28 protein-coding genes are annotated in these 24,560 nt (G+C 42.9%); 5 read left to right on the plus strand and 23 right to left on the minus strand.

Features of this window, described 5'->3' with window-relative positions; all coding sequences use genetic code 11:
- The 7 genes from D6853_RS08665 to argC form a co-directional block, all read right to left on the minus strand.
- On the minus strand, window positions 1–657 hold the full coding sequence (locus D6853_RS08665; protein WP_120657613.1) for a ComEA family DNA-binding protein: 657 nt from the start codon (window positions 655–657) through the stop codon (window positions 1–3).
- 91 nt (window positions 658–748) lie between these two features.
- The gene (locus D6853_RS08670) at window positions 749–2,251 is read right to left on the minus strand and encodes a sugar ABC transporter substrate-binding protein (RefSeq protein ID WP_120657614.1); all 1,503 of its coding nucleotides are present in this window, start codon (window positions 2,249–2,251) and stop codon (window positions 749–751) included.
- Window positions 2,248–3,447: an aspartate aminotransferase family protein gene (locus D6853_RS08675; RefSeq protein ID WP_330541953.1), complete on the minus strand. Its 1,200-nt coding sequence runs from the start codon at window positions 3,445–3,447 to the stop codon at window positions 2,248–2,250. Before D6853_RS08675 ends, D6853_RS08670 begins: the two co-directional genes overlap by 4 nt.
- A 48-nt stretch (window positions 3,448–3,495) precedes the next feature.
- Window positions 3,496–4,392, minus strand: coding sequence for an acetylglutamate kinase (argB, locus tag D6853_RS08680; RefSeq protein ID WP_120657615.1), 897 nt, complete (start codon window positions 4,390–4,392; stop codon window positions 3,496–3,498).
- Between the two features lie 4 nt (window positions 4,393–4,396).
- Complete coding sequence (gene argJ / locus D6853_RS08685) at window positions 4,397–5,620, minus strand: bifunctional glutamate N-acetyltransferase/amino-acid acetyltransferase ArgJ (RefSeq protein ID WP_120657616.1); 1,224 nt, start codon at window positions 5,618–5,620, stop codon at window positions 4,397–4,399.
- A gap of 42 nt (window positions 5,621–5,662) precedes the next feature.
- The gene (locus D6853_RS08690) at window positions 5,663–6,106 is read right to left on the minus strand and encodes a GNAT family N-acetyltransferase (RefSeq protein ID WP_120657617.1); all 444 of its coding nucleotides are present in this window, start codon (window positions 6,104–6,106) and stop codon (window positions 5,663–5,665) included.
- 25 nt (window positions 6,107–6,131) lie between these two features.
- Window positions 6,132–7,184 (minus strand): N-acetyl-gamma-glutamyl-phosphate reductase, encoded by a 1,053-nt coding sequence (argC, locus tag D6853_RS08695; RefSeq protein ID WP_120657618.1) that lies wholly within the window; start codon window positions 7,182–7,184, stop codon window positions 6,132–6,134.
- A 269-nt stretch (window positions 7,185–7,453) separates the two neighbouring features.
- Between argC and D6853_RS08700 the strand changes: the two genes are divergently transcribed.
- From D6853_RS08700 to D6853_RS08715, 4 genes are all read left to right on the plus strand, one after another.
- Entirely contained in the window at window positions 7,454–8,677 is a 1,224-nt protein-coding gene (locus D6853_RS08700) for an argininosuccinate synthase (RefSeq protein WP_092249867.1), read from the plus strand.
- A gap of 3 nt (window positions 8,678–8,680) precedes the next feature.
- Window positions 8,681–8,974 carry a DUF1294 domain-containing protein gene (locus D6853_RS08705; protein ID WP_120657619.1) on the plus strand — a complete coding sequence of 98 codons (294 nt, stop codon included), beginning with the start codon at window positions 8,681–8,683 and terminating at the stop codon, window positions 8,972–8,974.
- A gap of 15 nt (window positions 8,975–8,989) precedes the next feature.
- The gene (locus D6853_RS08710; RefSeq protein ID WP_120657620.1) at window positions 8,990–9,730 is read left to right on the plus strand and encodes a LytR/AlgR family response regulator transcription factor; all 741 of its coding nucleotides are present in this window, start codon (window positions 8,990–8,992) and stop codon (window positions 9,728–9,730) included.
- 81 nt (window positions 9,731–9,811) lie between these two features.
- Window positions 9,812–10,648 carry a DegV family protein gene (locus D6853_RS08715; protein ID WP_120657621.1) on the plus strand — a complete coding sequence of 279 codons (837 nt, stop codon included), beginning with the start codon at window positions 9,812–9,814 and terminating at the stop codon, window positions 10,646–10,648.
- Between the two features lie 50 nt (window positions 10,649–10,698).
- On the opposite strand, the gene D6853_RS08720 is transcribed toward D6853_RS08715, so the two are convergent.
- Window positions 10,699–11,724, minus strand: a complete 1,026-nt coding sequence (locus tag D6853_RS08720; protein ID WP_120657622.1) for a substrate-binding domain-containing protein — start codon at window positions 11,722–11,724, stop codon at window positions 10,699–10,701.
- A 163-nt stretch (window positions 11,725–11,887) separates the two neighbouring features.
- Between D6853_RS08720 and D6853_RS08725 the strand changes: the two genes are divergently transcribed.
- Entirely contained in the window at window positions 11,888–12,385 is a 498-nt protein-coding gene (locus D6853_RS08725) for a DUF5721 family protein (protein ID WP_120657623.1), read from the plus strand.
- Here the strand turns inward: D6853_RS08725 and D6853_RS08730 are convergent.
- From D6853_RS08730 to D6853_RS08800, 15 genes are all read right to left on the minus strand, one after another.
- Complete coding sequence (locus tag D6853_RS08730; RefSeq protein ID WP_120657624.1) at window positions 12,366–12,734, minus strand: Hpt domain-containing protein; 369 nt, start codon at window positions 12,732–12,734, stop codon at window positions 12,366–12,368. The genes D6853_RS08725 and D6853_RS08730 overlap by 20 nt on opposite strands.
- 86 nt (window positions 12,735–12,820) lie before the next feature.
- Window positions 12,821–13,888, minus strand: coding sequence for a peptide chain release factor 1 (gene prfA / locus D6853_RS08735; protein WP_120657625.1), 1,068 nt, complete (start codon window positions 13,886–13,888; stop codon window positions 12,821–12,823).
- 56 nt (window positions 13,889–13,944) lie between these two features.
- Window positions 13,945–14,787 carry a peptide chain release factor N(5)-glutamine methyltransferase gene (gene prmC, locus D6853_RS08740; protein ID WP_120657626.1) on the minus strand — a complete coding sequence of 281 codons (843 nt, stop codon included), beginning with the start codon at window positions 14,785–14,787 and terminating at the stop codon, window positions 13,945–13,947.
- A 37-nt stretch (window positions 14,788–14,824) separates the two neighbouring features.
- Window positions 14,825–15,808: a DUF1385 domain-containing protein gene (locus tag D6853_RS08745; RefSeq protein ID WP_120657627.1), complete on the minus strand. Its 984-nt coding sequence runs from the start codon at window positions 15,806–15,808 to the stop codon at window positions 14,825–14,827.
- Between the two features lie 79 nt (window positions 15,809–15,887).
- Window positions 15,888–16,094, minus strand: coding sequence for a 50S ribosomal protein L31 (gene rpmE / locus D6853_RS08750; RefSeq protein WP_092249897.1), 207 nt, complete (start codon window positions 16,092–16,094; stop codon window positions 15,888–15,890).
- A 122-nt stretch (window positions 16,095–16,216) separates the two neighbouring features.
- Window positions 16,217–16,828, minus strand: a complete 612-nt coding sequence (locus D6853_RS08755) for a zinc-ribbon domain-containing protein (RefSeq protein WP_120657628.1) — start codon at window positions 16,826–16,828, stop codon at window positions 16,217–16,219.
- Between the two features lie 238 nt (window positions 16,829–17,066).
- Entirely contained in the window at window positions 17,067–18,041 is a 975-nt protein-coding gene (locus D6853_RS08760) for a hypothetical protein (protein WP_120657629.1), read from the minus strand.
- 285 nt (window positions 18,042–18,326) lie between these two features.
- On the minus strand, window positions 18,327–18,953 hold the full coding sequence (sigH, locus tag D6853_RS08765) for an RNA polymerase sporulation sigma factor SigH (RefSeq protein ID WP_120657630.1): 627 nt from the start codon (window positions 18,951–18,953) through the stop codon (window positions 18,327–18,329).
- A gap of 3 nt (window positions 18,954–18,956) precedes the next feature.
- Window positions 18,957–19,706: a 23S rRNA (guanosine(2251)-2'-O)-methyltransferase RlmB gene (rlmB, locus tag D6853_RS08770; protein ID WP_120657631.1), complete on the minus strand. Its 750-nt coding sequence runs from the start codon at window positions 19,704–19,706 to the stop codon at window positions 18,957–18,959.
- Between the two features lie 53 nt (window positions 19,707–19,759).
- Window positions 19,760–20,200 (minus strand): Mini-ribonuclease 3, encoded by a 441-nt coding sequence (locus D6853_RS08775; protein WP_120657632.1) that lies wholly within the window; start codon window positions 20,198–20,200, stop codon window positions 19,760–19,762.
- Entirely contained in the window at window positions 20,185–21,606 is a 1,422-nt protein-coding gene (gene cysS / locus D6853_RS08780; protein WP_092250054.1) for a cysteine--tRNA ligase, read from the minus strand. Before cysS ends, D6853_RS08775 begins: the two co-directional genes overlap by 16 nt.
- A 48-nt stretch (window positions 21,607–21,654) precedes the next feature.
- The gene (gene ispF, locus D6853_RS08785) at window positions 21,655–22,206 is read right to left on the minus strand and encodes a 2-C-methyl-D-erythritol 2,4-cyclodiphosphate synthase (protein WP_120657633.1); all 552 of its coding nucleotides are present in this window, start codon (window positions 22,204–22,206) and stop codon (window positions 21,655–21,657) included.
- 60 nt (window positions 22,207–22,266) lie between these two features.
- Window positions 22,267–22,572 (minus strand): AzlD domain-containing protein, encoded by a 306-nt coding sequence (locus D6853_RS08790; protein WP_120657634.1) that lies wholly within the window; start codon window positions 22,570–22,572, stop codon window positions 22,267–22,269.
- Window positions 22,565–23,281, minus strand: a complete 717-nt coding sequence (locus tag D6853_RS08795; RefSeq protein ID WP_120657635.1) for an AzlC family ABC transporter permease — start codon at window positions 23,279–23,281, stop codon at window positions 22,565–22,567. Before D6853_RS08795 ends, D6853_RS08790 begins: the two co-directional genes overlap by 8 nt.
- A gap of 28 nt (window positions 23,282–23,309) precedes the next feature.
- The gene (locus tag D6853_RS08800; protein WP_158588704.1) at window positions 23,310–24,503 is read right to left on the minus strand and encodes an alanyl-tRNA editing protein; all 1,194 of its coding nucleotides are present in this window, start codon (window positions 24,501–24,503) and stop codon (window positions 23,310–23,312) included.
- Window positions 24,504–24,560: the final 57 nt, after the last annotated feature.

The following is a 24,560-nucleotide window of genomic DNA, read 5'->3' on the forward strand; positions in this document are numbered from 1 at the left end:
TTATGATGTAGTTATTTTTTCCTTGATCTTGGAAAAAAGTTTATCTTTAATTCCGGATACCTTCATGATATCCTCAATACTTTTAAAATTCCCGTTCTTCTCTCTGTAATCGATTATCTTCTTGGCGTAAACATCTCCCACACCCGGCAGTGTCTTAAGTTCTTCGGCTGATGCTGTATTGATGTTAATAAGACCCTTTTCGGTAGAAATGCTCTGATATGTATTATTCTGTCCGCCATCTTCCGTAGCTGAGGCTGCTTCTGCGATATATCCGCCGGAATTTGCAACTTCTTCCTTGGTTGGGATAAAAAGCTTGGTTCCATCAGCTATAGGGGCTGCCAGATTGACATAATTAACATCCGCTTCATCCGAAAAACCACCTGCTGAATTAACCGCATCTCCCGCTCTGCTGTTTGAAGATAGTTCATATACTCCCGGATCGTTAACCGCTCCGCAGACATAAACAACAATGCCGGAAAGCTCGGAAGTATCGACTACTGATGATCCGCTATTACCATCCTCATTATCAAGATCCACAGACTCCAAAGAAGATGCTTCCGGCGCGCTTTCTGTGAAAACCAGCTCAGAACCGCTTCTCTCGGCTGTACAACCTGTAAGTACGATAAGTAATATGATCGGTATTAATAATTTCCGCATGTATCCTCCCTGTTAAGAAGGACCCCACCATGCTTCCTTTATTCTATTCTAATTTTGCAAAATGTGCAAGCCTAATTAATACTTCGTAACATTAATCACTCTCTTCTTTTAGTCCGGCAGTGATTACATCGTCGTTTGGATCGGGTATAGATTCTTCACTGTAATCTTTTCCCGTAACTTGCGTCATTATATTCTCGGAGACCTGCTTCAATGTGCCGTTACAGTCAGCTCCGTTCCAAATCTCGGTAAATGCAATCTCAAGCTCCATCCACAGGTTGCTTGTCTCAATAGTCTTGGGCATGGGAACCGAATCCGCATATACATCCACAAACGTATCAAGATTGGGATTGCCGTATTTAACGTTATAATGTGCGGCGAGTTTACCGCTCATCTTATAAATATCACCTGAATTATCCTTACAAAGATATTTAGCAAATGCATTGGCCTCATAAGGATGTTCCGAATATCCGTTAACAACAATACATTCTGTAACAGACATTGTTCTTGTCTTAAAATCTCCGGTAAGTCCGGGCATATCCGCAACACCGAAATCAAATTCGCACTCGCCCTTTGCCTTGGCCTCTTCGATCCTACGAAGAATATCTGTCGTTGCAACGGTAAATACGATCTTTCCGTCGATAAAGTCCTGAACCACGCTATCATAATCCACAGACTTGGAATCGATAGCAAAGAACTGATTAAGCTGCTGATAAATCTTCATGCAGCTGATAGTATCCGTATTGTATATATCGATCTGAGAAACATCATCTCCTGCGTCTCCGCCGACATTCATATAATTTCCTACAAAGAAGTAGTTGTAGAAAATATCGGTTACGTCCCACTTAAATACCGCTTCTACCTGATCCGGAGCGTTGTAATTCTGAGCAAATGAAAGAATTCCCGAGATGGTATTGGGGATAGAATCCGAAACTGTCTCTTCAACCGCCTCTTCGGAAATTGAATTCTCTATCTCCTCTTCCTCGGCCTCCATAGCTTCAGCCGCCTCTTCTTCAGCCATGGCCTCTGCTGCGTCAGGAGACTGATCAGGCAAAGACTCAAGCTCTTTTTGCGTCTCAAGCTGCTCTTTGGCCATATTCTCAAGATAAGTCTTGTTATAGACAAGTGAGCTGGTCTCAAAATAAAAAGGATAGCCGATGTATCTTCCGTTATAAGTAACGCTATCTACAGCAGCCTTAGGAAACGATTCGTCGTTAAGGAAATTGCCGGAGTTGTCTATCTCAAGCGCAAGCCCCGCCAAATAAGCCTTTTCAAGCGAATCATTTGTTATTATAAAAAGATCCGGGTAATTACTGTTTTTAAGAGAGGCCTTGTTTATTGCCTCAAGATACTCAATACCGGAGACCAGTGTGGGTTCAATCCTGACTTTACTCATGGTCTCCGAATAAGCTACAGCCTTGCTCTGAAGATAGGGCGTAAGAGCATCATCGGTGTACCATACTCTAACAGTGGTCTTACCACCGGTAAAAAGTGCGTGCTCCTCAAAAATGCTCTGTCCCGATTGAGCGTACAAAACCGCTCCCAAAACTGTGCAAAGTATAAGTATTATAGAAAAAATTCTGGTTCTAAGCTTCATAAATCCCCTAAACATGAATCAAGAATCGTGATCATGTCGTCTACATCTTCCTTGGTAATAATAAGCGGCGGCACAAATCTGATAATCTCGGCACCTGCGTTAATAAGAATAAGTCCCTTTTCGAGCGCCTTATTTATCACATCGCCTACAGGTCTGTTAAACACAAGTCCCTGCATGAATCCGGCACCTCTTCTGTCAATGATGAAATCATATTTATCCTTAAGCTCATCAAGACGTTTTTCAAGATAAGGTGCCACCTTATTCACATTCTCTATTATATTGTCCTCCTTGAATAAATCAAGGACTTTGTTAATAGCCGCGCAAGCAAAGGGGTTTCCGCCGTATGTTGTTCCGTGGTCACCCGCAACAAGAGAATTCTTTCCAACCTTCTCGTTTAATAAAAATGCTCCGACCGGTACTCCGCAGCCAAGTGCCTTGGCTGTAGTCATGATATCGGGCTTTATTCCGTACTTCTGCCATGCGAACATATAACCCGTTCTTCCCATTCCGCACTGGATCTCATCAAGGATGAGAAGAATGTCTTTTTCATCGCAGAGCGCTCTTACCTTGGTAAGGAACTCTTCAGTAGCAGGGAATATTCCGCCCTCTCCCTGAACAGTCTCCATGATGATCGCGCATGTCTTATCATTAACCTGAGCAAGTACGCTGTCAAAATCATTGAGATCCGCAAACCTGATATTTCCGATCATAGGCTGGAAAGCCTCTCTGTAATGAGGATTGCCTGTTACAGAAAGCGCGCCGAATGTTCTTCCGTGGAAAGAATGATTCATTGCGATGATCTCATGATCGGTCTTGCCGTCCTTGAGATATGCATATTTCCTGGCCGCTTTGATAGCGCCTTCAACAGCCTCAGCTCCGCTGTTTGTGAAAAAGACTCTGTCCATTACGGACACTTCTTTGATCTTCTTGGCAGCTTCTATTGCCGGAACGTTGTAGTAGTAATTTGATGTATGAAGAAGCTTATCAATCTGTGCCTTCAACGCATCATTATATGCCTTGTTGTTGTATCCGAGAGCGAATACAGCGATTCCGGATACGAAATCAAGATACTCTTTTCCGTCGATATCGTAGAGGTGAACTCCGTCTCCTTTGTCCAAAACGATCTGATAACGGTTATATGTATGAAGAAGAGCGCTTTCAGCCTCTTCTATATATTTTTTCATAGTCTCACTCATAATAATCAAGTCTCCTCGCAAATAATGCACTAAACAGCCGTGACCGGCTTATTCCGCTCTCGCCAGAGCGTCGTCATCCGACATAAACATGGTTCCGACACCCTTCTTGGTAAAGATCTCAAGAAGAAGGCAATGAGGAATTCTTCCGTCAAGAATATGTACGTTGTTAACGCCCTTTCTAATGGCATCAGTGCAGTTGTTGAGCTTTGGAAGCATTCCGCCTCCGATATTTCCCGAAGCAATAAGAGCATCTGCCTCAGAGCATGTAAGTCTTGAGATAAAGGATGAAGGATCTTTGATATCCTTGTAAACTCCCTCAATATCCGTAAGGAAAGCAAGCTTGTTGGCTCCGACAGCCTTAGCTATCGCGCAAGCCGCGTCATCCGCATTGATATTATATGTGTCAAAATTATCGTCAAGTCCGATGGGCGCAACGATAGGAAGATAGTCATTATCAAGAAGATCAAAAAGAATCTTTGGATCAACCTTATCGATATCTCCGACAAATCCGATATCCTGCCCGTCGGAGAGCTTTTTATTAACATGCAAAAGACCTGAATCCTTGCCGCTGATACCGATTGCCTTAACGCCAAGCTCCTGAACCATAGTCACAAGCTGCTTGTTTACACGTCCGAGCACCATCTCGGCAATTTCCATTGTCTCACTGTCCGTAACTCTAAGTCCGTTAACGAACTCAGCTTCTTTTCCGACCTTGGAAACCCAAGAGCTTATTGCTTTACCGCCACCGTGTACGATAATGGGCTTAAAGCCTACAAGTTTAAGAAGCGTAACATCTGTTATTACATTCTTCTGGAGTTCTTCATTGCTCATGGCACTTCCGCCATACTTAACAACGATGATCTTTCTGTTGAATTTCTGAATATAGGGAAGCGCCTCAACAAGCACCTCCGCCTTTTTTAATACTTCCTGCATATCCTTATCCATTTTATCAGCTCCTGTAATCTGCATTTATTTTGACATAGTCATAAGTAAGGTCGCATCCCCAAGCCGTAGCCTCCGCGGTTCCCTCGTTCATATCAACATAAACGGTAACCTCGTCCGCCTTCATGATCTTGAGTGCAACGTTCTCATCAAAATCAAGCGGTACACCCTTGTGGAATACCTCTATTCTTCCGTTGGGACTCTGGAAATAGAGCTCAACATCGTTCTGATCAAACTCTGCCCCCGAATAGCCCATAGCGCATAGGAATCTTCCGAAGTTCGCATCACATCCGAAGATTGCGGCCTTTGAAAGATTTGAACCAACGATCGCTCTTGAAAGTGTTCTTGCATCTTCGAGTGTCTTGGCGTTTACAACCTTGGCCTCAAAGAGCTTGCTTGCTCCCTCTCCGTCCGCAGCCATCTTCTTTGCCAGGAATCTGCAGACATGTAAAAGAGCCTTCTTAAATATCTCGTACTCTTCTCCCTTAGACCTGATCGTCTTGTTTCCGGCCTCTCCGTTTGCCATGCAAAGGAGCGTATCATTGGTCGATGTATCGCCGTCAACAGTGATCATATTGAAAGTCTCCGCAACGACTTCGCTTACAGCCTCCTGTAAAAGACTCTTATCTATCGAAATATCTGTTGTAAGGAATGCAAGCATGGTACACATGTTGGGATGGATCATTCCGGATCCCTTACTCATTCCTCCGAGTGTAACTGTCTTTCCGTCAATCTCAAAGGTAACGGCAATTTCTTTATTTACGGTGTCTGTAGTCATGATAGCCTTGGAAGCCGCTGTTCCCGCTTCTATTCCGCCATCTAATGTCTTACTCATCTTCTCGACGCCCATAACAAGCTTATCTACGGGAAGCTGCATTCCGATAACTCCGGTAGAAGCAACCGCAACGGAATTGTAATTTACTCCGAGACATCTCTCAACCGCCTTGGCCGTTGCTATACATGCATCAAAGCCTTCTTTACCCGTACAAGCATTGGCTATTCCTGAATTGATAACAACCGCTTGCATTGGATCGCCCGATTCTACAATCTGTTTGTCCCACTGAACACAGGCAGCTTTTACCACATTGGTAGTAAATGTTCCTGCACAAACACAGGGAACCTCTGAATAAACAAATGCCATATCGGTTCTGTCTTTGTATTTGATATTAGCTTCGCAGCTTGCGGCCATAAATCCTTTGGCAGCGGTTACTCCACCCTGAATATCTTTCATATCTGATGCCGTCCTTTTCCACTAAAATTCTTTTAACCGGTATTACTTGTTGAAAACCGTAAGGTTCTCCTCATTTAAAGTAAAATCATAATAATTCATGTCAGATCTCAGGGTCCATCCCATCTTCTGCCAGAATTTATTTCCAACAACATTAGTTACGAATGCATTTAAGCAAACCTTATTGATCTTTTCTTCCTTAAGCCGCTCACAGCAAAAGTGCACCATCTGCTTACCGATTCCGTGCATTCTGTACTTCTCACTTACGCACACATGATAAAGACAAGCTCTTCTGCCGTCATGTCCGCAGAGGATTGCTCCGACTATCTTGCCATCTTCCACGGCAACTGCGCTCGTATTCGGATTTCTTTTTATGAATCTCTCTATTCCTTCTCTGGAATCGTCCATCGATCTCATTCCGAAACCGTGAATGGACATCCAAAGTGCATAGACATCATCATAATCTTCCATAGTCATAGTACGAACCATTTTCTATCTCCTAAAAGCTCAAGCATTAAGGGAAGCTTGGAACAAGATCCAGTCCCTTCGCCTCATCAAATCCAAACAAAATGTTCATGTTCTGAACAGCCTGTCCTGCGGCTCCTTTTACAAGATTATCAAGTGCGCCCATCATGATAACTCTGCCTGTGCGCTCATCAATCTTAAATCCGATATCCGTAAAGTTACTTCCTTCAACCCATCTTGTCTCAGGATATACGCCGTCTTCCAAAATTCTTATGAATTTCTCTTTTCCGTAATACTTCTCATAAGCTGCGCGAATATCAGCCGCTGTGGGAAGCACTCCGTCTTTTTTCACCAAAGATGCATACTCTGTTGCGAGGATACCTCTGTTCATGGGAACAAGATGAGGTGTGAAATTGATCGTGATCATCTCGCCTGCCGCATAACCGAGCTGTTCCTCAATCTCGGGAGTATGTCTGTGAACGGCCACTCCGTAAGGCTTGGCGCTCTCGTTTACTTCGCAGTAGAGATTTGCAACCTTTCCGCCTCTTCCGGCACCCGACACACCGCTAAGCGCGTCTACAATAAGTGTCTTGGGATCGATAAGTCCTTCTTTTATAAGAGGATATGCCGTCAAAATAGAACATGTCGTATAGCATCCCGGATTGGCGATAAGTCTTGCGTTCTTTATCTTATCTCTGTTGATCTCGCAAAGTCCGTAAACCGCTTCTTCTATATACTGAGGAGATTTGTGCTCGATCTTGTACCACTCCTCATATACCTTTACATCTTTTAATCTGAAATCAGCGGACAGATCGATGATCTTTACCTTATTAAGAATGTCATCATTGACAAGCGATGCGCAAAGTCCCTGAGGCGTTGCCGTGAAGATGACATCAACTTCGTTTGCAAGCTCTTCCATATTGTCATCAAGACACTTGGCATCAACAAGCTTATAAAAGTTTCCGAATGTCTCGCTGTACTTCTTATCTATATAGCTCCTTGAACCGTACCACACAACCTGTGCGTCGGGATGAGCCTGTAAAAGTCTGACTATTTCCGCTCCGGCGTACCCGGTAGCTCCTATTATTCCTACCTTGATCATTTCCGATTAACCTCTCTGAAGTCTAGCTTTTCCTAGATTTAATATGTATAAACTTTTTTCAGTATACGACCGCCAATAAAAATATGCAACAATAAATTTATATTTATGCATTAAAAATGTATTTTTTAAATATTTATGCATTTTACTATTGCATTTTTTTATAGGTCGGAGTATATTATGATAGACAACGCGAAAAAGGGCATTCGCCCGCGTTTCTTAATTATATCACCAATAATATTGAATAAACATTATGAAAGAAGGATAAAAACATGGCTAAGGAAAAAGTTATTTTGGCTTATTCAGGCGGACTTGATACTACTGCTATCATTCCGTGGCTCAAGGAAAATTTTGATTACGAAGTAGTTTGCGTATGTATCGACTGCGGACAGGAGGAAGAGCTCGACGGACTTGAAGAGAGAGCTGTCAGCTGCGGTGCAAGCAAACTCTATATCCTCGATGTTGTAGATGAGTTCTGTGACGAATATGTAGTTCCTTGCGTAATGGCTCATGCCGTATATGAGAACAAGTATCTTCTCGGAACATCAATGGCACGTCCTCTTATCGCCAAGAAGCTCGTTGAGATCGCAAGAAAAGAAGGCGCTACAGCAATCTGCCACGGCGCTACAGGTAAGGGTAACGACCAGATCAGATTTGAGCTTGGTATCAAGGCTCTTGCACCCGACATCAAGATCATCGCTGCTTGGAGAAACGACAAGTGGACACTTGATTCACGTGAGTCAGAGATTGAGTACTGCAGACAGCACGGAATCGATCTTCCTTTCTCAGCTGATTCCAGCTACAGCCGTGACAGAAACCTTTGGCATATATCTCACGAAGGTCTTGAGCTTGAAGATCCCGCTCAGGAGCCTAATTACAAGCACCTTTTGGTACTCGGCAAGACACCTGAGGACGCACCCGATACACCTACTACAGTTACAATGACATTCGAGGCAGGCGTTCCCAAGTCAGTTAACGGAAAAGAGATGAAGGTTTCCGATATTATCCGCACACTCAACAAGCTCGGTGGCGAGAACGGAATCGGTATCGTAGATATCGTCGAGAACCGTGTTGTTGGTATGAAGTCTCGCGGCGTTTATGAGACACCCGGCGGAACTATCCTTTACGAAGCACATCAGCAGCTTGAAGAGTTGATTTTAGATCGCGATACCTATACAATGAAGAAAGATATGGGCAACAAGTTTGCCGATATAGTATATGAAGGGAAATGGTTTACTCCTCTTCGCGAGGCCGAGCAGGCGTTTATTGAATCAACACAGAAGTATGTAACCGGTGAAGTTACATTCAAGCTCTACAAGGGTAATATCATCAAGGCAGGTACTAAGTCACCTTACTCTCTCTACAACGAGAGCATTGCATCATTCACAACAGGTGACCTTTATGACCACCACGATGCTGAAGGATTCATAAACCTCTTTGGACTTTCTTCAAAGGTTCGTGCAATGAAGATGCAGGAAGTAGCTAAGAATAAGTAATTTATGAATTCACTCACTCTACTTATAATTTATATTGCAGCAGTGAATATTATAGGGTTTGCCTTAATGGGAATCGATAAGAGAAAGGCGCGCAAAGGCGCCTTTCGAATTCCCGAGGCGACCCTTTTTGCATTTGCGTTCATAGGCGGAAGCATCGGTTCCACCTTAGGCATGTTTATTTTCAAGCACAAGACCAGACACTGGTATTTCAAATTCGGAATGCCCCTGATCATTCTGTTACAGGTCGCCTTTGTACTTGCTCTGTTCTTTTCACCCATTAAGTTCAGTTTTATTTAAAAAAAGAGGTATCCCATGTTTATTGCAGTTTGCGATGATAATATTGCCGACAGAAAACAGACCGAAAGACTTCTCGGAAGACAGTCTGACAGATTTATGAAAGAATTCGGTGACAGGTTATACATAGATTCTTTTGGAAACGCAGAGGCTTTTATGTATAAGCCCGAGATGTATCACGGGCTTTTTATCGACATGACAAGCAGCAAAGAAAACGGTGTAGAGATTGCCCGTATGCTCGTGGAAAAAGGCATCACAAGCCCTATTATCATGTGCTGCTCTTCTCTCGATTACAGAACGCTTATTCCTGCGGCAGGCATTGTAGCAGATAATATTCATTACCTCGATAAACCCATAAAAGTTGCCGATCTTACCGATATTATCAACTTTATCAAGAGCAGCATTAAAACTGACGTACCGAGGATCGAACTCAGAGATAATGATGAGACTCTCTATGTTAGTGGAGATGACATTGTCTGTGTAAAAGAGATTGGAAGAAAAATCAGGATTTGGCTCACAGACGGAAGAACACTCGATCAGCTCGGGACCGCCTACAATTTTTACAGCCAGTGTGTGAAATTTCCGCAGATATGTCCCGTCAACAACTCCTGCCTTGTTAATGTCAATTATGTAAAAAGCAAAGGTCCGCTTCATGTTACAATGAATAACGGATGTTCTTTTATAATTTCTTTTGAATACCGCAAGACTATCAATGAGACTAAAGCAATCTTAGAGGCTATTGATACATCCTCTCATTAAGCTTTACTGATAAGTCCATCCGTGGTATCATCTTCATGTAGTATTAAATACTACGTATGCAAGTTTATACGTGGAGGCACTATGAGTTATAAGATTGTAGTAGACAGCTGTTGTGATTTACCTGCTGAATACAAGAATGATCCAAGATTTGAGTTTGTACCGCTTATTTTGCAGGTTGGTGACAGCGTTATCGTGGATGATGACACCTTTGATCAGGCTGATTATCTTGCCAAGGTTGCGGCATCCGAGGATTGCCCCAAGACTGCATGCCCTTCTCCCGATCTTTTTGTAAAAGCATATCAGACGGACGCAGACGATATTTATGTTGTTACGCTCACATCCAAACTGAGCGGAAGCTATAACAGCGCACTGCTCGCCAAGAATATATATCACGAAGAATACGGTGAAAAGAATATTTATATAGCGGATTCTCTTTCCGCAAGCTGCGGAGAGGCTCTGATCGCTCTTAAGATAGCAGAGCTCGCCGATAAGGGTCTTAAGTTTGAAGAAATAATACCGGAAATTGAAGCATACAGAGATGAGATGCTCACATATTTTGTCCTCGATTCACTTGATGCACTTCGTAAAAACGGACGCCTTACGGGAATGAAGGCTCTCGTTGCTTCTACTCTCAGTATCAAGCCCGTATGTTACGGTCTTAAAGGTGAGATTGTTCAGAAAGCTCAGGGAATCGGTATCAGGAAGGCTCTTGTTAAGATGACGGAGCTAGTGGCATCGGAGATCAAGAATCCCGAAGAGAAAAGGCTTATGATCTCTCACGTTAACTGTTTTGAGCGTGCGGCGGTTGTAAGGGATCTCATAATGAAAAAAGTTCCTTTCAAAGACGCTATCATCGTCGATACCGCAGGTGTTTCAACAACATATGCCGCGGACGGAGGAATCATAGTAACTTGTTGAAAAAGGCCTCACAGATATCAAAATCTGTGAGGCTTATTTATTATCGTAATTTACGGATCAATTCTCTTTACGCTCTCTCCTTCTATCATGTGACCTTCTATAATGGTTACGCCCTGTCTGTAACGTTCTCCGCTTATTTTGCGAATCAAGTTAATAACTGCATTGCGGCCCATTTCGTAACTATCGACACCGAAAGTAGTTAGTTTTAGGTCACACAATCCGGGGAAAAGATAGTTGTCATATCCGACGACCGATACATCCTCGGGAACTTTGTAACCGTTCTCACGAAGTCTTTTTATCATCATGCTCGCCGTAAGATCGCAAGTGCAGACAAACGCCGAAGGCATATCTTCAGGCAGAACAAAGAACCGATCATAATCCATCTCACCCGTTTTAAGATCCCTGTCAGGAATGATCCAGTCTCGAACGAATGGATGTCCGTGCTCCAGAAGTGACTTGGTATATCCAAGATACCTGTCGGTGATCGTTCCGGAAGCCAGTATCGTTCCGACAAAGCCTATATACCTATGTCCCATATTAAACAAATGATTGGTAAGAACATACGCGCCATGGTAGCTGTCAGAAACAACCGCATCCTCATCTCCGCTGTGGTTGCAGAAATCAAGATAGATCATCGGAGTATTGCTCTCTTCTTTTATCATATTAAGATAGTCTTCGCTAAGTCTTCCGATAACTATAACACCGTCGACTTTGTTATCACTTATGATACGGGGAAGAACCTTCTTTTTCTCATTTTCAGCGGACACAACTTCCAGCATGGTAAAACAGCCCTTATCCATTGCAATCTGCGAAACCTGCTGATGCATCCTGTTGTAAAAAGAGCTGTATTCGCTCATAAAAGCCTCAGAAATAAGAACACCCAATGTATAACTCTTTACGGTATTTCCCATCTTCCTTGATACCGAAGGAACATACCCCATCTCATCGGCAAGGACATTGATCTTGTTCCTAAGTTCTTCGCTCATTCCCTTTTGACCGGAAAGAGCCTTAGAAACCGTAACCGTACTTACTCCGATCCTGTCCGCGATATCCTTTAATCTTACCAGTTTAGCCATTTTAAAACCCCTCAAACAAACTTTATTGCTTTCTTGTAAGTATAAAGTATATTTATACGAATTAAAACAGATAAATTTAACCACTTAAAAAATAAACACAAACGACTTTTTTTATCATATAATTATCCAAGAGAAAATAAGCAGATAGGAATATATAATACCAATGATCTCAGTTAAAATATCAAACAACAAAGCTTTCATGAAAAGCTTACTGACAACCGAACTATTTGATAATTTCTATGTCGAGGAAGTTGCGATCGACACCTTCAACAGCTTCTACATCGACGGTCATCTTCACAAAGAATTCTTCAACGACGAAGAGAATACGGATACTTCCGCACTTGCTGATTTTTCAACGTGGTCCGAGCTCCGTCCCATCTGTCTTGATCTTATAAAGGGCAAAAGAACTCCCTTAAAATTTAAGTTTGTCTTTCACTTAAACGAAAGCGAAACCGCAAAGATCATTGAAAAAGCAGGCGCAGACCTCTTTCCTTCCGATATAAAGCTTGCAATAAACATAAGATTTTCAAACGGAGAGCTCGTGATAACGACAGGAACCGCTTTTAGCGTCTTTACCCTGGATAAGAGCATAGAAAAAGCCTGGGACTGTTACTTCCCAAGCTTTCTTGAATCCAACGAAATCACACTGCAGTATCTTTAAATTTATTCAGTATTGTCACAAGCTCATCGTATTTGGGCTTGATGATATTGTACTGCTCTTCATAGCCTTCCATCGAACCGGCTCTCAAAATCTCCGTAAGCTCACATACGGCGCCAAGCATTCCTTTAAGACCCAGATTGGCGCTCACTCCCTTAAGCGCATGCACAGCCTTAAATGCCTCTGTGACATTGCCTTCTTCCAAGTATTTGGTAAGCTCTCCCATGTTCTTGTCTGAGAGAAATTTGACCATGAACTTGGCGATAAGATCCTCATTTCCCATGAATCTTCCAAGAACATCGTCCCAATCAACGCCCCATGCAATTAATTCAGATTTGAATCCTGCATCCATATGTTCACTCCGTGTTTGAATTAGTATTCAAATATTGACTATATATTGATTTTACACCATAAAAGAACTTACATCAACGAAATACTTCAGTCGTTTGCAGCCAGCATTGTCGCCTGATCTGCGGCGATAAGAGAGTCGATTATCTCATCAAGATCTCCGTCCATGATCTGGTCGATCTTATAAAGAGTAAGATTGATCCTGTGATCGGTAACTCTTCCCTGATGGAAATTGTAGGTCCTTATCTTCTCAGATCTGTCTCCGGAACCTACCTGGCTCTTTCTAAGCTGAGACTCTTCGCTGTGCTTCTTTTCCCTCTCCATCTCATAAAGCTTGGCACGAAGAACCTTGAGCGCCTTAGCCTTGTTCTGCTGCTGGTTCTTCTCATCCTGACAGGAAATGACTATTCCTGTGGGAAGGTGCGTAAGTCTTACGGCCGAATCGGTAGTATTGACGCACTGTCCGCCGTTACCGGAAGCTCTGAACACATCAAATTTACAATCATTCATATCGATATCAACTTCTACATCCTCAACTTCAGGCATAATAGCAACTGTTATCGCTGAAGTGTGGATTCTTCCGCCCGATTCCGTCGCCGGAATTCTCTGAACACGGTGAACTCCGCTTTCAAATTTAAGTCTTGAATATGCGCCGTTTCCTTTGATCATAAAGCTGACTGTCTTGATACCGCCAATACCTATATCTTCGACGCTCATCGTCTCAACGCGCCAGTTTTGTCTCTCGGCGTACCTTGTATATGCTCTGAACATATCAGCCGCAAATAAAGCCGCCTCGTCGCCTCCGACACCCGCTCTGATCTCAACGATAACATTCTTCTCATCGTTGGGGTCCTTGGGTAGAAGAAGGATCTTGAGCCTATCCTCAAGCTCTATCTTCTTGTCTTTTGCCTCGGAAAGTTCTTCCTTAAGCATTTCTCTCATGTCTGCGTCGGACTCTTCATCCAGCATCGATTCGCTGTCCTCTATCGTCTCGTTGCACTTCTTATACTCAAGATAGCACTCAACAAGCTCTTCCAAATTCTTTTGTTCCTTCATGAGGCTCCTGAACTTGTCCTGATCCGAAACGACGGCCGGATCGTTAAGCTCCATTGTGATATCCTCATATCTTCTTAAAATATCTTCTAATTTATCAAACATAATCTATCCTTTTATCTTAAGTCACGGGTCAAATGCAGCATAACAGGCGCCTTACGCTAATAATAGCAGGCCCTTACGACTCTGTCGTTTCCCGCATAGTCAGCTATCACCTCTATGTCGTGATACTTACCGTTCTCGGTCAAAAGAGCCTTCACTGCCTCCGCCTGATCATATCCAATCTCCATGATAAGATACCCGCTGGAAAAAAGGTAATCTCCCGCATTCTCAATTATGCGCTTATAGAATATAAGACCGTCATCGCTTCCGTCAAGCGCCAGCATCGGCTCGTAGTCCTTAACTTCGGGCGCAAGAGTCTTTATTACCTCTGTCCTAATATAAGGCGGATTGGAAACTATAACGTCAAATTTCCCAATCTCTTTTTCAGGGAAAAGATCCGTCTCAATAAACTCGATTCTGTCATTAAAGCCCAGTATATCCGCGTTTTCTTTAGCCACCTTAAGCGCAGCTTCCGAAATATCGGTACAGACCGCCTTCGTGTCATTGGTATAATTAAGTATGCTGAGCGCAATGCATCCCGATCCCGTGCAAAGATCAAGAATACGCATCTTATCCTCGCAGTATCTGAGCGCTTCCTCGACCAGAACCTCCGTATCCTGCTCAGGGATAAGCACATCTTTTGATACGTTAAAAGAAAGCCCCATAAATTCCCATTTACCGAGTATATAGGCAACAGGCTCTCTCTTTTCCCTTCTTGAAAGAAGCTCGTTGTACTTTTGCTCCTCAACCTCCGAAACTTCTCTGTCGGGATGCGCATACAAAGTACTGTGGTCCGTTTCACACACATACTCTAAAAGGAGCCGGGCATCAAGCTTAGCTTCTGTGATTCCGGCTCTCTCTAATGTTTCTATTCCTTTTTCCAAGATATCTTTGTATATCATAGGCAAAATCTCTTTTTACTCTGATAAAGAAAAGATATTACGGCTCCTCGTCCTGAAGCCAACTATCGTCAACCTCGTATCCGAATGAATCCTTGAGGAACTGCTTCCAGTCAAATACTGCCTCAACCGACTTGATGGCAACCTCTATCATATCATCATCGGGCTCCTTGGTCGTAAGTCTCTGAAGCCAAAGACCGGGCGCCGAAATAATCCTTACAAGGATGAAATCTGTTCTTCCCGCAAGCTTGATGATCTCGTAGGAAATACCGGAGATCACGGGAATAAGCAGGATTCTGAGGCCGATTCTCAAAAGATAAGAATCAACGCGAATAAAGAAGAACAGAATGATGCTGACAAACATAACAAACAGAATAAAGCTGCTACCGCATCTCTTGTGAAGTCTATTGCTTCTTCTTACATTCTTAAGTGTGAGAGGTCTGCCCTTCTCGATACAATTGATGCACTTGTGCTCCGCACCGTGGTACATAAACAGCCTCTTAATGTCCTTCATCCTGGAGATCAAAAGAATGTACAGGATAAAGATAACAATTCTGAGAATGCCCTCTATGATCGCTATGAGCGAAGCATTTCTCACATACTTGCCAAGCAGCTCGGAAAGAGCATAAGGAAGTATCATGAAAAGAACTATCGCAAAAGCAAAAGATATAATTGTCGTTGCGATCATAAGGAATGTGTTCTCATGTCCGCTGCTGACCTTGTCGATGCTCTCATCAAGCTTGGTAGGCTTGGTATCCTCTTCCTCGTAAAAAGACGAAGAATAGTTAAGTGCCTTAAGTCCCAGAATAAGGGAGTTGATGAATACAAATACACCTCTGACAAAAGGTATATTAAGGAGCTTGCTGCCATAAGCAACTCCATGGAATTCATCTATTTCTACCGCTATGTCCTTATCGGGCTTCCTGACTGCAACGGCATACATATCCTTGTTGCGCATCATAACGCCTTCCAAAACAGCCTGTCCGCCGATACCTGAATAATGGCTTACTTTACGTCTCTTCATAGTTGTTACCTCTTAAAGCGTGATTACTTATAAAAAAAGGCTGAGGCCATAGCCTCAACCTCTCCTAAATGTCTTGTAATTACTGATTGTTCATGCCGTATTTCTTATTGAACTTATCAATACGTCCACGAGCAGCTGTAGCCTTCTGCTGTCCTGTATAGAATGGATGACACTTTGAGCAGATTTCTACGTGAATCTCAGACTTAGTTGATCCAACTGTGAATGTGTTACCGCAGTTGCATGTAACTGTAGCCTGGTTGAACTCGGGCTGAATATCGTTCTTCATATCTTCTCACCTCACTGTCTATATTCAATGAATCTTCTTATTAACTATAGTTAGTGCTATTTCACAACAGCTATATCACTATAGCATAATTTAAATTCATATGCAAGCACTTTTTGTAAGGCTTATTGGTAAGTAATTACGCCCGTCTGAAGGTAGGTATCATATGCATTCTTTAGTTTTGTTGTCACAGAGCAAAGGATACAACCGCCTATAACATAAAGAAGTCCTACAGGTTTTCCTGTTGTAAATATTCCGTATACAACAGAGAAGATTCCGAGTATCAAAACCGCAATTGCAGCTCCGAGGCTCTTGGTCATACGCAACACTATACCGAGTACCAAAAGAAGAAGACCATCGATAGGATAAACTCCCATAACAAGCTCGATGAGCAAATTTATAACACCCATAACGATCATGAATATCGTCCAACCGTTAATCGTCTTATTCGCCTGATTAAACGTAGGCAACTCAAACATTTCCTTCTTGCTCATCTTAAGCCCGATATCAACCGCACCTGTATATCCAGTATTATATCCGGTATTGAAACCGTTTGCCTGCGAACCAAACGCCGCTCCGTTCGCGGCATTTACTGTATTTCCCGAAAACATTCCGCCGTTATTGACGTTCCCCATCGTCTGTACGGCAGCTCTTTCATCCCCCATAAGAGGTTGTCCGCAATTCTTGCAAAAGCTCATTGTTTCGCTGTTTTCTGTCCCACATGTTTTACAAATCATTCTCTTTCTCCTCGCTTCCCAAAATGTTTTCTTTTACTAATAACACAATTGTCTCTAAGGAAACGTTGCATTTTTTGAGAAGATTTTAGTGCGGGCAAATGAATGTGCAATAAAAACTGTGCACCTGCATGATCTTTCTGCAATTAGCAAAAAGTCTCACAGGCGCACAGATCAAAGTCAATTAACTATTTATATTGATATAAGTATTTCTGTATACTTATTTTTAAGTCGCTTTTTATTATTCTAGTGTTACCGTTACTGTCATGTCTACTGTGTCATAATTACCCTCACCGGAAAACAAACGAGCGTATATTTCTAAATCTCGACCACTGGAAACTCTATACTTGGTATTCCTAGATATTCCCGCTCCATTAGCCTCCAATGCCAAGTTTGCGCCTTTATGAATATCAACCGATACTGTGTACGTGCTAAATCCTTGCAAATTAGCCTTCGGAATAGTCATTGTCCCTGAAACTTTGTTTTTATTTGAAGTTGCACCATTAAATCTCATTTTATAAGTATTTCCATGTCCTTTTCCAATTCCTTCATTGATCCATTTATCTTTCTCAGCATTAATCGCTGAATCATAACCTGTTTTTACCCATTTATCTTTTTCTTTTTCAATAGCTTCATTATAACCATCTTTCTTGCCATCTTGTTTTCCGGCCTCATAGCCTTCCTGGCGGGCTGCTTCATATAAAGCTGACACATCAATAGTGCCGCCATCATAATAGCCGCTTTCCAGTGTATATGTATCTTTGCTGTCAAGAGTGATATCTACGGTTCCCTTATAGTTAATATCATTGATCTTATCAACAACATCTTCAAAAGAAGCATCTGAAGATATATTATTCTGCGCATATACATTGCTATTCAATGCACTAATAATATTGCTCTTATACTGAGATAATGAGGCCTTAAGTGAATTAAAGCTGCTCATGATACTTGAGAGTAAACCGTCAAGAGTACCAATCCCATCTGATATAGTTGATATCTGATCTGAAAGCTCATCATCCGAATTATTCTCATTAAGAGTATCAACCTGGTCGCCTAGAGTATCAATTTCTTCTGACATTGTCGTGATGTCTTCCGAATTTACAAAATCATCAAGCTCTTCGGCATAAACAGTTGCAGAGAACAATAATGACATAGCAACTGCTGCTCCGATAAGTTTCATAGAATTTTGTTTAATATCAATATTTCTTTTTTTCATAGTCTTTTTTCCCATCCTGTCTTTAATTTTTGTTTGAAATTGTTGATTTGCGAAACCAGAAAACTTTAGATACAGAAATAATAGATATTACCTATGGATAACCTGAATATAATCTCTTCATGCCATCACCCCCTTCCGGCCAAATACCCAGATTTTTTTTAAGGCTAAATACAGATAAAAGCTCCCAATCCCCCGGTTTTATCTGGATTTCATGAAATCAAGGCTCTCCCACAAGTTTTGAACAGATTGTATAAGTAAAAATGGACAGTGCACACGGTCTACTGTTTACTTCTTCAGATACTTCTTCAGCTTAGACTTTATCCTCTGCATGGCGTTGTCGGTTGATTTCTCGTCGCGTCCGAGCACGGCGGAAACTTCCTTTACGCTCATACCTGTTATATATAGATCAAGAACCTGGCGCTCAAGATCGCTGAGGTCGCGTTCGATGGCTTTTTCCAGATCTTCGAGATTCTCTCTTTCAATGACCTGTTCTTCAGGGATCGAGCTTGAATCGGACTCAAGTACGTCTTCGAGAGCAACCTCGCTATCGTTAGAGCTGTCCTTGTTCTCGGCGTAGAGAGATATATAGCTGTTAAGAGGAGCATGCTTTTTACGAGCCGAAGCCTTGATCGCCGAATACATCTGCCTTGAGATGCACAGATCGGCGAAAGTGGCAAAGCTTGCGTCTCTTCCGATGTCGTAGTCCCTGATAGCCTTAAAAAGACCTATCATACCCTCCTGGATAAGGTCATCCCTGTCGGCACCGAGGATGTACATAGAGGCAGCCTTTTTGCGGACAAGGTTCTTATATTTGTCCATAATAAAATCCATGATGCCGGTTTCCTTATCACCCGCATCATGGAACTTCACTATCAGCTGTTCATCACTCTGTCCTTCGTAGTTATTTTTCATAGCTCACCCAAGTCTCTGCCTTACTATTTCAAACGCCAAAACTCCGCATGCTACCGAAGCGTTCAGTGAATCAATGTCACCCTTCATGGGAATTGATGCCACCATGTCACAGTTCTCTTTTACAAGTCTGGAAACGCCGCTTCCTTCGTTTCCTATCACAAGTCCTATAGAGCCCTTAAGATTAAGGTCGTACATTCTCGTTCCGCCCATGTCGGCGCAAACAAACCACATTCCTCTATCCTTAAGCTCTTCGATCGTCTTAACTATATTAGTAACCTTGGCTACAGGTGTATAGTTGATCGCACCTGCCGAAGCCTTGGCAACAGTTGCCGTAAGTCCCACAGCTCTGTGCTTGGGAATGATCACGCCATGCGCACCCGCAAGATTGGCTGTTCTTATGATAGCTCCCAAGTTATGAGGATCCTCTATATTATCCAAGATAATGATAAAAGGATCTTCATTCTTTGCTGCCGCTCTCTCAAAAATATCCTCAACCTCAGCATACTCATAAGAAGCCGCATAAGCTATGACTCCCTGATGCTTTCCGGTCTCCGAAAGCTGATCCAGCCTCTCTTTTTTAACAAAGCTGACAACCGTATCCTTATGCTTTTTCGCTTCACGCATAATGGTCTGTACAGGGCCGTCCTTACAGCCATCCAAAACGAAAAGTCTGTCTATAGTTTTTCCGGATCTGAAGGCTTCAAGAACCGCGTTCCTGCCTTCGATTATCCTGCTCTGAATCTGTTCTTCCATAATTATTCCTCAAAAATCATATGCCATAACATTTATCATGCGCATATGCCAATTCACTCCAAGATATCCAGCGAAAGCTTCTCAATTCCCTTCTCTATCAGCTCGCATATCCTGTCCATATTATCCGTAAGGTAAAGGTAACCGATAACCGCCTCAAAGCCGGTTGCATCAAGATAGTCCATAGTCGTTGCATTCTTGGCCTTGGTATGTGGCTTGGAGTTACGACCTCTTCTGTAAACGTCCGCTTCTTCTTCGGTAAGATTATCCATAAGAGCCTTGATAAACGCAGCCTGTGTGCCGGCTTTTACAATATCACTTGCTCTTTTATGGAGCTTATTGACCGCAGTATTTCCTTTGTTTACAAGGATCGATCTGATGATGACATCAAAAACCGCATCACCGATATAAGCAAGCGTAAGAGGCGAATACGTCCTGATATCCTTACTTTCTATTCCGAATTTAGCATTCAAATAATCATTTAAATGATCTGCCATTTTACTCCCTCACGAGTATCCTTGATCTCAACTCCCTTCTGAAGGAGCTCGTCGCGGATAGCGTCAGCGGTTGCAAAGTCTTTTGCCTTCTTGGCCTGTGCTCTTCTCTCGATAGCATCAAGCACATAAGCCTCAAGCTCTGGATCAACCTCTTTTTCCTCCTTGGATGCAGCTGCATGTCCGAGAAGATCAAGAGAAAGAACCTTATCAAAACTCTTTACAAGATAGAGCTTGGTAGCATCGTTAGTATCAGCCTTAAGAACATCGTAAAGAAGCGTGATGGCCATTGATGTGTTGAGATCGTCAGAAACGGCATTTCTGAAATCATCCTCAAACTTCTTTACAACTGCCTCATCTACACTGCCTTCTTCCTTAAGGTCGGCAATCTTCTTAATAAGCTTATTAAATGCTCCCGTCACGTTATCAAGCGCCTCATAAGAAAACTCGAGAGGCTTACGATAATGAGACTGTAAGCAGAAAAATCTGTAAACAAGCGGATCATAGCCCTTTTCCTTAAGAACGGAAACCGTAAGAACCGCACCCTTGGATTTGGACATCTTTCCGGATTTATCATTTAAGTGATTGCTGTGGAACCAGTATTTGCACCACTCATGTCCGAGAAAGCTCTCAGACTGCGCTATCTCATTGGTATGATGAGGGAAAATATTGTCAACACCGCCGCAGTGAATATCGATATATTCTCCGAGGTGCTTCATGGAAATGCATGAGCACTCAATGTGCCAGCCGGGATAACCGACGCCCCAAGGACTGTCCCACTTAAGCGCCTGCTCCTCAAACTTGGACTTGGTAAACCAAAGAACAAAGTCTGTCTTGTTCTTTTTGTTGGTATCCTCTTCAACATCGTCGCGAACGCCGACCTGAAGCTGTTCCTTCTCGATATCGGATGAGAAAACATAGTAATCATCAAGCTTGCTGGTATCAAAATACACATTTCCGCCCGCTTCATAGGCATAGCCCTTCTTCAAAAGAACCTCTACCATATTGATGAACTCAGGAATGCAGTTAGTCGCAGGCTCAACAACGTCGGGACGCTTGTTTCCTACAGCATCAAAATCCTTGAAGAAAGCATCCGTATAATACTTCGCGATCTCCATAACGCTCTTGTGCTCTCTTTTAGCTCCCGCAAGCATCTTATCTTCGCCCGTGTCCGCATCTGATGAAAGATGTCCCACATCAGTGATGTTCATGACACGCTTAACATCATAGCCTGCATACATAAGCGACTTGATAAGTACGTCCTGCATGATATAAGTACGGATATTACCGATATGCGCATAGTGATAAACGGTAGGTCCGCAGGTATACATTGTAACCTTGCCCTCTTCTCTGGGCACAAAATCCTGAACCGTTCTTGTAAGTGTATTGTAAAACTTAAATGCTGCCATTTTATCTACATCTCCTTGATAAAAGAATAATTGTCAAAGTCTCATTTGTCACTGCTCACAACCGCCGCAACAGCTTTTGCCCTTGGCTTCTCCCGTATTAAAAGTAACATTGGTCGTATGAAGCTCAATAGGACTTGTCAAAAGACATATCGCCTGCGAAGAGATTCCCTCTCCGCTTCCGGTAAATCCAAGGCCTTCCTCGGTCGTCGCCTTGACATTGATCTGTGAAAGTTCGATTCCAAGTGCCTCCGCAATGTTCTCTCTCATCTTATCAATATGAGGTCTCATCTTGGGAGCCTGTGCAATTATTGTAGCATCGATATTCTCTATAAGATAGTGGCTTTCGTCAAGCATCTTCCCAACTTCTTTAAGAAGCGCCACAGAATCGGCACCCTTGTACTTGGGATCCGTATCAGGGAAGTGCTTTCCGATATCTCCAAGCGCCGCCGCGCCAAGAAGTGCGTCCATTATCGCGTGTAAAAGAACGTCTGCGTCCGAATGACCGAGAAGTCCCTTTTCGTAAGGTATATTAACACCGCCGATTATAAGGTCTCTGCCCTCAACAAGGCGATGCACGTCATAACCCATTCCTATATGCATCTTTTTCCTCCGAAAAACTAATATCCCGCCATAAATGCGTGATACATTTGAAATCATTTGTTATCTAATAAACAGCTCTACTATGAAGGCTGCCGCACACGCGCAGCTTGCAACTGTCAAAAGACTCTTCTTGTTAAAAGCAAGTATCATTGCAACAGCAAATCCTACAACGGAAGACATCCAGTAATCCGTCGCGGACAAAATAGCCGGAAAAGTCATTGCCGCCAAAGTTGCGTATGGCACGTAATACAGAAACGACTTTATGAATTTACTCTTTATCTCTTTTCTTATAAGAGTAAGAGGAATCGCTCTGATCGCGTAAGTCACAACCGCCATAACAAGGATGTATGCGTATACTTTACTCATCTCCATCCTCCTTAATCGGCGCGATCACGGACGCTGCCGCCGCTACTGCCACTGTTACTATTATAATCCTAAATCCCGATGAAATGTGATTAAGTATCGGTGCGTAAGTAAAAAGTGTAGAAAGAGCCATCGCTGACGCCACTACAGCCATTACTGCACTGCTTTTCCTCGTATCGGGAACAATGATTGCAATAAACATACCATATATTGCAAGCCCCAGGCAACTGATAAGTCTGTGCGGCATCAACTGCCCCGACTCAGCCCCCAGAAACGTTCCGAGAACCCATCCGAATACCGATACAAAAATTAGCCCGTAGGAATACATGGGATATAGCTTGCCCTTTTTAAGTACGCTGACTCCGAAGATCTCATCGGTAACACCGTATGAAATACCGAGTCTGTAAGGCGTCGGAAGCTCAGGATCGAGCTTTTGCGAAAGAGCCGTCGACATAAGCATATATCTTAGATTGATGATGAACTGAAGAACTATAAGCTCAATAAAGCTTCCCTGCGCCTCGATTATCGACAATGCCGAAAACTGCCCCGCGCTCGTCACATTAAGAAGCGACGTCATGACTGCCTGCAAAGGCGTCAGTTGAGCCTTAGAGCTCTCAATTCCAAATGCAAAAGAAACAGCTATATAGCCAAGACAGATAGGAATCGCATCTCTGCATCCGTCCCTGAAATCACTGATTTTACCAACTTCCATTTTTTCATATCCTCAAAGATTGATAATCTTATTTACTGCATTTTTCGATAACTTTCGAAATATCCACGCTACCGATACTCCCCTGTATCATAGCACCGCTTCCGCCGCCCTTGGCGTCAAATTCCGATTTGAGCATATCCATCAAAGTCTTGCAGTCTTTTTTATCCGTACCAGATGCGATGATAAATTTGTAACCGCCTTCATCACCCGCGAACACTCCGCAATAGCCGGAATGCTCGGCAGCAAGCTTATTTACCGTATTTCGCATAAGGTTCTGGTCAAACTCTTTCTCTTTTACCAAAAAGACATCGGAAAGTCCCTTGTCTATAGCATTAAGCTCATATTCCATAAGCTTGTCATTAGCCGCATTAAGCTTGTTTTTCAGACTGTCGTTGTCTTCGGACAGCCTGTTTACCGAAGCCATAACCTTGTCCGCTGACGTCGTGAATCTATTCGACAGCTCGGTAACCATATCATGCTCTTTCCCAAGGAACAAAAGAGCTCTCTTACCGCACAGAATGCTGACTCTTACGCCCTTTTTATAGTTCTGAAGTCCTACAACCTTAAGTAATCCGATCTCGCCCGTATGTTCAACGTGCGGCGCACAACAAGCACAAACATCGTAGCCTTCGACGGTAACGATCCTGACATCGCCCGTCAGCTCTTTCTTGCTGCGATAGTCCATCTTATCAAGCCTGTCCTTATCGGGGAACTCCGCGATAACACGCACATTCTTCCAAATTGCTCCGTTGACTTCAAGCTCGATCTCTTTTATATCTTCAGGAGTTAAAACACCGTTATAATCCATCGTAACTTCGGAATCGCTTAGGTGAAAGCCCACATTGTCATAGCCAAACTTCCTTGAAACAATACCCGAAAAAATATGCTCACCCGTGTGCTGCTGCATATTGTTAAACCTATGCTCCCAGTCTACACTTCCGTGAACCCTGCTTCCGACAGCAATCTCACCGTCCGTAATGTGCCTGATAACAGTCCCTCCGCCTTCCTCGGAAATCGAAGTATGAAGCACAGTGTAAGTCACGCCGTTATCATCTATGATGCTTCCGATATCAGAGCTCTGACCGCCCTGCTCCGGAAAGAATGCCGTCCTATCCAGGATCAACTCAAATCGGCCATCCTCAGTCCCTATACAAGCGATAACCTCCGCATCAAACTCCATTATATATGCACTTTCATAATAAAGTTCCGTCGTCTTATTCATAGCAATAAACATTTTATCATATAAGCTGCTTTTTCGCTTGCGAATTTATCTCGCAAA

It is taken from the genome of Butyrivibrio sp. X503, assembly GCF_003625475.1.
Lineage (GTDB): Bacteria > Bacillota > Clostridia > Lachnospirales > Lachnospiraceae > Butyrivibrio.

Bases quoted from the DNA above. Each gene is read 5' to 3' on its own strand.
- prfA (WP_120657625.1), bottom strand. From the start codon at position 13,888: ATGTTTGATAAATTAGAAGATATTTTAAGAAGATATGAGGATATCACA.
- cysS (WP_092250054.1), bottom strand. From the start codon at position 21,606: ATGGCAGCATTTAAGTTTTACAATACACTTACAAGAACGGTTCAGGAT.
- D6853_RS08690 (WP_120657617.1), bottom strand. From the start codon at position 6,106: ATGGTTCGTACTATGACTATGGAAGATTATGATGATGTCTATGCACTT.
- D6853_RS08675 (WP_330541953.1), bottom strand. From the start codon at position 3,447: ATGAGTGAGACTATGAAAAAATATATAGAAGAGGCTGAAAGCGCTCTT.
- argC (WP_120657618.1), bottom strand. From the start codon at position 7,184: ATGATCAAGGTAGGAATAATAGGAGCTACCGGGTACGCCGGAGCGGAA.
- D6853_RS08760 (WP_120657629.1), bottom strand. From the start codon at position 18,041: ATGAAAAAAAGAAATATTGATATTAAACAAAATTCTATGAAACTTATC.
- D6853_RS08705 (WP_120657619.1), top strand. From the start codon at position 8,681: ATGAATTCACTCACTCTACTTATAATTTATATTGCAGCAGTGAATATT.
- D6853_RS08720 (WP_120657622.1), bottom strand. From the start codon at position 11,724: ATGGCTAAACTGGTAAGATTAAAGGATATCGCGGACAGGATCGGAGTA.
- D6853_RS08670 (WP_120657614.1), bottom strand. From the start codon at position 2,251: ATGAAGCTTAGAACCAGAATTTTTTCTATAATACTTATACTTTGCACA.
- rlmB (WP_120657631.1), bottom strand. From the start codon at position 19,706: ATGGAAGAACAGATTCAGAGCAGGATAATCGAAGGCAGGAACGCGGTT.
- D6853_RS08775 (WP_120657632.1), bottom strand. From the start codon at position 20,200: ATGGCAGATCATTTAAATGATTATTTGAATGCTAAATTCGGAATAGAA.
- D6853_RS08800 (WP_158588704.1), bottom strand. From the start codon at position 24,503: ATGAATAAGACGACGGAACTTTATTATGAAAGTGCATATATAATGGAG.
- D6853_RS08715 (WP_120657621.1), top strand. From the start codon at position 9,812: ATGAGTTATAAGATTGTAGTAGACAGCTGTTGTGATTTACCTGCTGAA.
- D6853_RS08755 (WP_120657628.1), bottom strand. From the start codon at position 16,828: ATGATTTGTAAAACATGTGGGACAGAAAACAGCGAAACAATGAGCTTT.
- argB (WP_120657615.1), bottom strand. From the start codon at position 4,392: ATGGATAAGGATATGCAGGAAGTATTAAAAAAGGCGGAGGTGCTTGTT.
- D6853_RS08795 (WP_120657635.1), bottom strand. From the start codon at position 23,281: ATGGAAGTTGGTAAAATCAGTGATTTCAGGGACGGATGCAGAGATGCG.
- prmC (WP_120657626.1), bottom strand. From the start codon at position 14,787: ATGATATACAAAGATATCTTGGAAAAAGGAATAGAAACATTAGAGAGA.
- sigH (WP_120657630.1), bottom strand. From the start codon at position 18,953: ATGAAAAATAACTACGAAGGACAGAGTGATGAACAGCTGATAGTGAAG.
- D6853_RS08790 (WP_120657634.1), bottom strand. From the start codon at position 22,572: ATGAGTAAAGTATACGCATACATCCTTGTTATGGCGGTTGTGACTTAC.
- D6853_RS08710 (WP_120657620.1), top strand. From the start codon at position 8,990: ATGTTTATTGCAGTTTGCGATGATAATATTGCCGACAGAAAACAGACC.
- D6853_RS08665 (WP_120657613.1), bottom strand. From the start codon at position 657: ATGCGGAAATTATTAATACCGATCATATTACTTATCGTACTTACAGGT.
- D6853_RS08725 (WP_120657623.1), top strand. From the start codon at position 11,888: ATGATCTCAGTTAAAATATCAAACAACAAAGCTTTCATGAAAAGCTTA.
- ispF (WP_120657633.1), bottom strand. From the start codon at position 22,206: ATGCATATAGGAATGGGTTATGACGTGCATCGCCTTGTTGAGGGCAGA.
- rpmE (WP_092249897.1), bottom strand. From the start codon at position 16,094: ATGAAGAACGATATTCAGCCCGAGTTCAACCAGGCTACAGTTACATGC.
- D6853_RS08730 (WP_120657624.1), bottom strand. From the start codon at position 12,734: ATGGATGCAGGATTCAAATCTGAATTAATTGCATGGGGCGTTGATTGG.
- D6853_RS08700 (WP_092249867.1), top strand. From the start codon at position 7,454: ATGGCTAAGGAAAAAGTTATTTTGGCTTATTCAGGCGGACTTGATACT.
- argJ (WP_120657616.1), bottom strand. From the start codon at position 5,620: ATGAAAGATATTCAGGGTGGAGTAACCGCTGCCAAAGGATTTATGGCC.
- D6853_RS08745 (WP_120657627.1), bottom strand. From the start codon at position 15,808: ATGAAGAGACGTAAAGTAAGCCATTATTCAGGTATCGGCGGACAGGCT.